Source organism: Deltaproteobacteria bacterium CG11_big_fil_rev_8_21_14_0_20_42_23 (assembly GCA_002796345.1).
GTDB lineage: Bacteria > UBA10199 > UBA10199 > 2-02-FULL-44-16 > 2-02-FULL-44-16 > 1-14-0-20-42-23.
In genome coordinates this window covers 1-8,823 of sequence record PCXC01000058.1, presented here as the reverse complement: position 1 = coordinate 8,823, position 8,823 = coordinate 1, and the positions used below count along the sequence as shown (strand labels likewise).

The 8,823-nt window shown below is 45.1% G+C and carries 10 protein-coding genes; 6 read left to right on the top strand and 4 right to left on the bottom strand.

Translation table 11 applies throughout. The features are described 5' to 3' along the window. The first annotated feature begins 169 nt into the window (after positions 1 to 169). Positions 170 to 2,515, top strand: a complete 2,346-nt coding sequence (locus tag COV43_07025; GenBank protein ID PIR25102.1) for a hypothetical protein — start codon at positions 170 to 172, stop codon at positions 2,513 to 2,515. 33 nt (positions 2,516 to 2,548) lie between these two features. Continuing rightward, complete coding sequence (locus tag COV43_07020) at positions 2,549 to 3,034, top strand: hypothetical protein (protein ID PIR25101.1); 486 nt, start codon at positions 2,549 to 2,551, stop codon at positions 3,032 to 3,034. Positions 3,035 to 3,041: 7 nt separating this feature from the next. Here the strand turns inward: COV43_07020 and COV43_07015 are convergent, their stop codons facing one another. Beyond that, positions 3,042 to 3,701, bottom strand: coding sequence for a hypothetical protein (locus COV43_07015; protein ID PIR25100.1), 660 nt, complete (start codon positions 3,699 to 3,701; stop codon positions 3,042 to 3,044). On the opposite strand from COV43_07015, the gene COV43_07010 reads away from it, so the two are divergent. Both COV43_07010 and COV43_07005 read left to right on the top strand, forming a co-directional pair. Then, positions 3,694 to 4,239 (top strand): ATP:cob(I)alamin adenosyltransferase, encoded by a 546-nt coding sequence (locus tag COV43_07010; protein PIR25099.1) that lies wholly within the window; start codon positions 3,694 to 3,696, stop codon positions 4,237 to 4,239. The two genes, COV43_07015 and COV43_07010, sit on opposite strands and share 8 nt — an antisense overlap. Before the next feature lie 5 nt (positions 4,240 to 4,244). Next, a complete protein-coding gene (locus COV43_07005) occupies positions 4,245 to 4,562 on the top strand; it encodes a divalent-cation tolerance protein CutA (protein PIR25098.1) in 318 nt (105 codons plus the stop codon). A 14-nt stretch (positions 4,563 to 4,576) separates the two neighbouring features. Here the strand turns inward: COV43_07005 and COV43_07000 are convergent, their stop codons facing one another. The 3 genes from COV43_07000 to COV43_06990 form a co-directional block, all read right to left on the bottom strand. Beyond that, positions 4,577 to 5,314, bottom strand: a complete 738-nt coding sequence (locus COV43_07000) for a hypothetical protein (GenBank protein PIR25097.1) — start codon at positions 5,312 to 5,314, stop codon at positions 4,577 to 4,579. 6 nt (positions 5,315 to 5,320) lie between these two features. After that, positions 5,321 to 6,565 carry a glutamate dehydrogenase gene (locus COV43_06995; protein PIR25103.1) on the bottom strand — a complete coding sequence of 415 codons (1,245 nt, stop codon included), beginning with the start codon at positions 6,563 to 6,565 and terminating at the stop codon, positions 5,321 to 5,323. Between the two features lie 180 nt (positions 6,566 to 6,745). Further along, positions 6,746 to 7,087, bottom strand: a complete 342-nt coding sequence (locus COV43_06990) for a hypothetical protein (protein PIR25096.1) — start codon at positions 7,085 to 7,087, stop codon at positions 6,746 to 6,748. Between the two features lie 164 nt (positions 7,088 to 7,251). Between COV43_06990 and gpsA the strand changes: the two genes are divergently transcribed. Then, positions 7,252 to 8,292 carry a glycerol-3-phosphate dehydrogenase gene (gene gpsA, locus COV43_06985; protein PIR25095.1) on the top strand — a complete coding sequence of 347 codons (1,041 nt, stop codon included), beginning with the start codon at positions 7,252 to 7,254 and terminating at the stop codon, positions 8,290 to 8,292. Further along, positions 8,285 to 8,668 carry a hypothetical protein gene (locus COV43_06980; GenBank protein PIR25094.1) on the top strand — a complete coding sequence of 128 codons (384 nt, stop codon included), beginning with the start codon at positions 8,285 to 8,287 and terminating at the stop codon, positions 8,666 to 8,668. The genes gpsA and COV43_06980 overlap by 8 nt, the downstream gene beginning before the upstream one ends. Positions 8,669 to 8,823 lie beyond the last annotated feature (155 nt).

Sequence of the window (8,823 nt, the reverse complement as noted above, 5' to 3'; positions counted from 1 at the left end):
GCGTAAGATGATTGTGTGTTTAAATGCCATGTTAAAAAATAACATCGCATTTTATCCGCTTTCTGCTTGACCTTTAAGACGATAGATCCCCTGGTCTAGCCAGAGGATGACAACAAGCAGAATGACAGAGGGCTCGACATTTTTCTCTCTTTAGGCTTTAAACTGCGGCATGCCGAAAAAAGCTTCTTCACGTCGAAAAAAAAAATCATCAAAGAAAAAGAAACGCTCATCAATAAGTCTGATGAAAAAAATAAAGTTCGTTCTTATTGCGATGCTTTTGTCTGCAACCTTTTTGATGGCCTACATGCATCACTTGGGTCAAATTGTGGAAGAAAAATTTGGGCAGCAAGACAAATGGAATTTGCCGTCGCGCGTTTTTTCTGATGCAGAATATTTGTATCCTGGCATCGATATCAAGCAACGCGATCTGCTTGCAAAGTTAGACAGGCTTTCGTACCGAAATAGTGGCGACAGCATTCAATCTCCTGGCGATTATTCAATCAATTCTTCTCATCTCGATATTTACTTGCACGACTTTAGCTATCCCAACGAGGTTTTTAAAGGCTTTCCCGTCCGCATCGGTTTGCGAAACCACCACATTACGTCCATCGAAAATAAACTAGAGGGCCAAACGCTTGAATTGGTAAGATTGGAACCCGAAATGCTGGCCAGCATTTTTGATGAACGCATGGAAGATAGAACCGAAATAAAACTTTCAGATGTTCCGCCACATTTAGCAGAAGCTATCATTCTTATTGAAGATGAACGTTTTTTCAAACACCACGGCGTTGATCCTGTTGGCATTTTACGCGCTGCAGTTGCAGATGTGATTGCGCGCAAAATTGTGCAAGGTGGTTCAACGCTTACACAGCAGCTGGTAAAAAATTATTTTTTGCATTCAAGAAAATCTTTTCTGCGAAAAATAAATGAAGCATTGATGGCTATTGAACTTGAAAAAAAATACAGCAAATCAGAAATTCTTCAGGCGTACTTAAATGAAATTTATCTTGGCCAACGTGGAAGTTCTTCCATTTCTGGCGTGGCCAAAGCAGCGCAGTTTTATTTTGCAAAAGATGTGGGGCAGCTAAGCTTGGCAGAGTGTGCTTTGCTGGCAGGTTTGATTCAAGCTCCTAATTCACACAGTCCATTCAACAGTGTGGAGCGTGCGGAAAAGCGCAGAAATATTGTGCTGCAAAAAATGTTTGAAGAACAACTTATCAGCGCAGAAGAATTTCAATCAGCAAAAGCTGAAAAAATAAATCCTCCAAAACGAAATATCAAACTTGTTACTGCGCCATACTTTATCGATTTTGTAAAAATGCAACTCGCCGAATTGTACCCGCAAGAAGTGTTGGAAAAAGAAGGGCTCTCCATTTTCACTTCACTTGATATGACTGCGCAACTTGCGGCCGAAGCTTCTGTTGAAGATGGTTTGAATACCTTGGAAAAAAATTATGCTTCCTTGCTTCCAAAAGATCATGCTGGTTTGCTGCAAGCTTGTTTAATTGCCATTCAGCCTTCAACGGGTTTTATTCGGTCTATGGTGGGTGGACGAAATTACCAAGCAAGCCAATACAACAGATGCGTGCAAGCGCTTCGCCAGCCTGGATCTACGTTTAAGCCGTTTGTGTATCTTACTGCGTTTGATGGTTCACGAGGGAAACAGCCCTATACTCCGGCAACACTTGTTTCCGATATGAGTTTCGAAGTGACTTCGGGCGGAGAAAAATGGAGTCCAAAAAATTACGAAAAAGAAGAACACGGCCTCATCCGCGCAAGAACAGCGCTGGAACATAGCTACAACATTGCAACTGCTCGCATTGCCATTGATGTTGGTTTGGAAAATGTGGTGAAGACCGCCCGCGACGCCGGTATCAGCAGCAGTTTGCAGCCGGTGCCATCGCTTTCGCTGGGTGCGTTTGAAGTAACACCACTTGAGATGGCGAGCAGTTATACCATTTTTCCCAACAGTGGCATTCGCGCTGAGCCCATTTCCATTTTGAATGTGATGACCAAAGAGGGAGAAGTGTTAGAGCGAAGAGATGTTAGCATGAAACGTGTTTTTGATCCTGTTCCTGTTTATCTCACTACACAAGTGTTGGAAGGTGTGATTGACCGTGGAACGGGCGCAAGTGTTCGTTCGTTTGGCTTTCGTGGTGCGGTTGCTGGAAAAACGGGAACCACTTCCAATTACCGCGATGCGTGGTTTATTGGATTCACTCCTAACTTTTTGGCGCTTTCTTGGGTTGGCTATGATGACAACACCTCAACTAAGATGAGTGGTGCAAGAGCGGCACTTCCCTTGTGGGCAAGCTTTATGAAGCAAGTGGCAAACGATGGCACGCAAACCTTCACTATTCCAGCCGGTGTAAGTTTGGTGAAAATAGATACGCGCACTGGCGGCATTTACAAACGCAAGTGTGGCGATGTTTTTGTGGAAGCCTTTGCAGACAACAATTTGCCGGCGCAAGATTGCGATGAATTTCAACTTGATTCTGAAGTTGAGCTTCATTAGAATCTAGCCTTTCATTTTCTGTTGCTGTAAAGGATGTTCATGAAACGATTTTCTCTTCTTTCTGTTCTCTGTATTTTTCTCTTTACTGCTTGCGCAAAGCAAGGTGGAGAAGGGCACAAACGCTTTCCCGACGAACATATTCCGGAGAGCGAGCGCGTTGATATTCCACCTCCGCCGCCAGTGGAAAGAGTGGGCACGCCAAAACGCAGCGCCTCACGAAGCCTTATTGACGAAGGAATTTCCCTGCTTCAACAAAAAGACTACGACAAAGCGCTTCGCTCATTTGAAAATGCCATCCAAGTTGATCCCGAAAATGGAATTGCCTATTTTTATGCCGCAAAAGCCAACGTGCAGCGTGGAAAGCCAGAAAGCGCGCTTGGTTTCTTGGACAAAGCCGAACTCTTGATGGGCCACGATGAGAAATGGAAGCAAAAAATAGACGAGCTCCGAACGGAAGCGAAGGGTGGTTTAGTCAATTCACCAGATGCGGTTTTTGTACCGGACCAGTTGCCATATTGATTGCCGGCTATTTCTGATGATTGTACGAAGTGCTGGCTATTTTTCTTCTGGCTTTTCGGTGGTGTTTTGGGGCGCGAGGTGTTTTTGATTTTCCCAAACGAGGGAACCAACGTGGCACGTCTTTTCGATATTCGAGGTACACTCTTCCAAATGCTCTTTGCAATGCGGGCTCTTCGAAAAAAGTAACCCAAAAGTGAATCCCAAACGTAAGCAGCAGTGAATAGGTGATGAGGGGAATGCTAGCAAACTCTAGTGTTTCGCCCCACAAGACCAAAATAGCACCAAGTAAAAAAGGATTGCGCATGCGCGAGTACAATCCAGAAATGCAAAAAACGATGGAGGGATGGGTTGGCGATTCCAACAAACTTCCTGAATAAAAAAGTGCTACCGAGGAAAAGAGCATCATTGCTGCGCCCAGCAAAATAAGCAGGAATGCATACGAGCTGAGAACTCCTAAATTGAGTGGGGGAAAACTGGGTTCAAGTTGCGCGGCAATTTCTGGCCCCAAAAAAAGAGCCGCGGTGAGAAAAATGGCAACAATGGCAATCGTTCGCAATTTCAACATGCGAATGCTGTAACACAGCAGTTCTTTGCTGACAAGGTACGAATACATTTTTTGCACTTGAACTCCAAAGGTGTTTTCATTAGCGTGCCGCCTCATGAGCATCACCACAAAAACAGGCGACAAGCTGAGTTCACGATTTTTTTCTGGCGAGGAAGCTTCGAAAGATGCGCTTCGTTTTGAAGCGTATGGCACCTTGGATGAACTTGTGGCGCAGCTTGGATATGCGCGCAGTTTGCTTGCTGATTCTCAGTTTTCAGCCGAAATCAGAGAGCTTCAGGTAGATCTTTTCCGCGTGGGTGGCGAACTTGCGACACCTCATCCAGAACATCACGCTTGGATTCAACCTACAAATGCCAGTCATGTAAAAGCGATGGAAGAAAAAATGACGGCGCACGAAAAAAGTATTTCACTTCCAAAATCATTTCTTATTCCTGGCGCAACAGCTGCGTCTGCAGTTTTGGATATCGCCAGAACCGTATCGCGCCGCTTAGAACGCAGAGTGGTGGCGTTGGCCAGGAGCGGAGATTATGAAAATAAGCATGGCCTCATTTACCTCAATCGATTGTCAGATTATTTATTTCTCCTCGCCAGAAAAGTAGAGCAAGAAGCAGGCGTTCCCTTCGATGCAAAAGAAAGGTGACAAGTATGAGCGATGCAAGCTTGTGTTGCACCACAACAGCAAACCTGAAAGACGCGAAAAAGCTGGCGAAGCGGCTGGTGACCAAAAAACTTGCTTCGTGTGTGCAGGTCATTCCAAAAATACTTTCCTTTTATGAATGGGATGGAGCCTTGCAAGAAGAAAGTGAATGTTTGCTGCTCATCAAAACTCCGCAGTATTGTGTTGAAGAAATCAAAGACCTGCTGCGAGCAGAGCATACTTACGAAGTTCCAGAATTTTTGGTGTTTGAAGCAAGTGATGCTTTGGAAGAATATTTAGGATGGATGCAAGAAGCGGTGGAGTAGGTGTGTTCTGCGTTCTAACTCTCCCCAAACACTTTTCCAATTTTTGCTCCGGTGCCATCTTTGTTGGTGAATACTTTTTTTGCGGCATCGAGTGTGCGTTCGCCGATCTTGAAAGCCTCTTCAATAATAGCAATGCGGGTGGCGGTGTTGTAATATTTTCGTGAAGGAAGTTTTCCCTTCACTTTTTTTTCGGAAAGTTTTTTCAAAAAATTTGTCATGGAAGTTGTGGAATATCCCATCATAGAAAGAGCGCGGCCCGCAAATGCATCTGCTTCGCCTTCTTCATCGCGTCTTATTTCATAGAGCTGATCCCAAGTAAGGTGAGACCAATTTTTTCCCTTGGGCAGATCACTCACCATGTGGCCCCATTCATGCGCCAAAATGCCGGCAAGCAACGCTTCGTCTTCACCACTGGCCATGAGGAAATCGATGCCAATGTAAATGTTGTCGTCTTCATCAACCGATGCAATGGTTCCGCGAGAAGGAATAAATTTTCCGCCTTTTTTCTTTTTTTTATTTTTGTGGCGTGTGATTTGCGCAAGCTTGCTTCGAATTCTTTCCAGCACTCCATTTGCCGCAAACATTTGTGCAAGCTCCGGAGGAAGGGTGTTAAGATCGACGGGAACTGGAATAGGTTCGCCAAGCAGCTTCTTAATTTCTTGGCTGTTGGCCATGGCGCCGCCGCGCGAAACTGCGCGTTCCATCCAAGTGGGAGGCATGCCAAGGGTCTGAGAATTAATCTTTTGAATCACCAACGTTTAGAGTCCTCGCATCTCGTTTGCTACTACTACTTTGTCAATAGCAGCAACGTAGGCAGCTGTTCTCATGGGCACATTATATTTTTGCGCCGTTTGAAAACACGTGTGGAAAGCGTCCACCATATAACGGTGAAGCTCTTTTTGAATGCGCGTGTCTGTCCAGTAGTAGCCAAGTCTGTTTTGAACCCACTCGAAGTAGGAAACCGTTACTCCACCTGCGTTACAGAGGATATCTGGAATAATGAAGACACCATTTTGATCTAAAATTTTATTTGCACGGTAAGAAGTTGGACCATTTGCGCACTCAGCAATAACTTTGGCTTGAATTCTATCTGCGTTACGATGACGAATCTGGCCTTCAAGCGCAGCTGGAATCAAAATGTCTACAGGAAGATACAAAATTTCCTTCGGATCATCCTGACGTTCGCATTCAATTTTTGTTTCTATGTCACGAAGTGATCGATTTACTTTTACGTATTCAAGAATATGCGGAATGTCTAATCCCTTTTCGTTGTAATAGGTTCCGTTTACATCCGCAATGGCAACTACTTTACAGCCTTCCTCATGAAGTAAGCGCGCCGCGTTTGAGCCAGCGTTTCCAAAACCTTGAATGGCAACCTTTGCACCAGCAAGTTCAAACTCCAAGACTTTTGCAGTTTCACGGAGGCAGAAAAGCATTCCTTTTGCGGTTGCTTCTACGCGTCCGTGGGAACCACCGATGTCAATTGGTTTTCCCGTTACCATGGCGGGAAGGTAATCGCCTTTGTAAAGAGAGTATGTGTCCATGAACCACGTCATTACCTGCGCATTGGTGCCAACGTCGGGCGCGGGAATGTCACGATCTGGACCGAAGACGTCGATCATTTCCAAAATATAGCGACGAGATAATCGCTCGAGTTCGCCGTAGGAAAGTTTTCCGGGATCACAAACCACACCACCTTTTGCTCCGCCCATGGGAATATTCACGACAGCACTTTTTACTGTCATCCAAAAAGCCAGCGCTTGCATTTCATCCAAATCAACCATGGGATGAAAACGAACGCCGCCTTTTGCGGGGCCGCGCGCAGTGTTATGCTGAACACGGTAGCCATCGAAAACTTCGATGCTTCCATCGTCCATACGAACTGGAATTTTTACCTGAACAACACGACGTGGTTTTTTTACCAAGGCCACTTGATTGGGAGTGAGGTTTAATACTTGCGCAGCATCATCAAACTGATGCATGGCATTTTCCAGTGCCGTCATGGAACGAAGATCGGGATCGAAGTGAATAGGCTTCAAATTTCGTTTCATTGAGGGCATTTTTGCTTGCGTCATAAGGGCTCCTAAGGCTTGTTTAAGTGTGTGTGTCTATACTCGTAAGCATAGTTCCTATCAAGGGGAAAATAACGGATTGCCGTTTGAAAAAGTTCATTTTTGGAGTGCCTAATGAAGGTGAGCGCGGACGAAGTTTTCGATGACTTGGTGGCTTGGAGAGAGAAAATCAGAGAATTGAATGCCAAAGCAAGAAGGGTCTTCAGCGTCAACGTGGCTTACATTGCCTCGAAGGCTTAAGTCGCGGAAAGAGCTGTTGAGGTCGAAGATGATTTCCACGGTATTGCCGGGAGAAAAGTCTTCTCGGGATGAGAGAATGCCCATGCCGCCATAGCTCAAGTTAACCATCTTCGCCGGAAGGAGTTTGCCTTTGTAGCGTAGGATAACTGGCAGGCTAAGAGAGATGCGATGGTATCTGCGACGTTCCTTTTCCATGGTATTTTTGCCTAACATAAGTTGTTTCTTCTCACAAGGGGTGAAGCGGGTAAGTTTTTTCTCACCTTGCCTTCTTGATCGGCAGTGGATAAGAAAAGTTTCGCATTTTTTTCTATAAAAATGTGTGGTCAGAAAAAGTGAGAAGAAATGAGCCGAAGCGTTCTTGTAACTCTTTGAAATAAATGATTTTTTGGGGATATATGAAAAAAACTTCCAAAATAGCCGTGATAGGCGCGGGCAATTGGGGAACGGCTTTGGCCTCTCTTTTGGCCGAAAAATGTGAAAAGCTTAGTCTGTGGGCCTATGAGCCAGAAGTGGTTGAGGGCATTTGCAGCAAGCAGAGAAACCCGCTGTTTTTGCCAGACCTTCATTTGCCGTTTCATGTGTTTGCTACGAACGATATAGCCGAAGCTCTGCACGAGGCAAAGTATGTGGTGTCTGTGGTTCCTTCCAAAGCCTTATCTAGCGTATGGAAGCGGGCGGCAGATTTTTTGGAGGCGGAAAGCATTTTGGTGAGCTGCACGAAAGGCCTCGAGCCAAATGGCTTCAAGCTGATGAGCCAAGTTTTGGACGAAGTGCTTCCGAAGCATCCTCAAGAAAGGCGGCTCGTGCTTTCTGGGCCTAGCTTTGCGGCCGAAGTTGCGGCAGGCTTACCCACTTCTGTGGTGATAGCGGGTGAAGACGAACGCATATGTGCAGAGGCGCAAGAGCTGTTTAGAACGGCGCGTTTTCTTCCCTTCACCAGCAGCGATGTGCTGGGAGTGCAAATTGGCGGCGCTTTGAAAAATGTGGTTGCCATTGCGGCTGGGCTTTGCGACGGCTTGCAGCTTGGTTGCAATGCAAGAGCAGCGCTGATTACCCGAGGGCTCTATGAAATGATGAAGGTGGGCGAGGTGTTTGGAGCAAAGCGCCATACGTTCTCCGGATTGTCTGGAATTGGCGATCTTTTTCTTACGGCCAGCGACACCAAGTCACGTAATTTTTCTGTGGGCAAAGTGCTTGCGGAAGGAAAAAGCGTAAAAGATATTTTGCAGTCTGGCCACATGATTGCCGAGGGCATTGAAACAGCGCACGCGGTACGGCTTTTTGCGCAGGCCAATAATTTGCATTTGCCTATTTGCGAAAGCGTTTCAAAAATTTTGAAGGGTGAGCAAAGCCCACAAGAAACCCTTGAATACTTAACCTCGCTAGAACTGAAAGAAGAGATGAGCATTTATGCATAAATTGAGAACGAAAAATAACTTGTGTATTTTCTTTTTCCTTTTCCTTCTTTCCTTTTCCACAATTCTGCATGCCGAAAATATGCCTCCGCAAACTGAAACGCAGGAAATATTTTCCGATGGAGAAATTCTATTTTTAGGCTCGAATACATTTCAAGATATTTCGTACGTGAAAAAAGCTTTAGAGCGAACTGGTGTGATGAAACGTTTTCTCCCGGATAGCGAAAGTTATGAACGGCTACAGTTTAAAATTCAGTATGCGGGCAGCAAAGAGAGCTTCGAAGAGGATCTGCGAGGAATTGCAGCGGATCGTTTTTCAGTAGAAGTATCTCAAGAAGGAAAAGGAAAAAGTTTTTTTACATTACGAAAAATAAGATAGTTCGATAGTTTAATGGTGCGATAGTACTTAGTACTTTTGTTTTTTGTTTGTCATCACGGGCATAATGGCAAAAAATGTGTGCTATTTAGGTTTGAGAAAGAAGTAATAAGCAAAGTAATTTTTTCTTTTATGAGGTGCAAGCCCACGATGTTGAC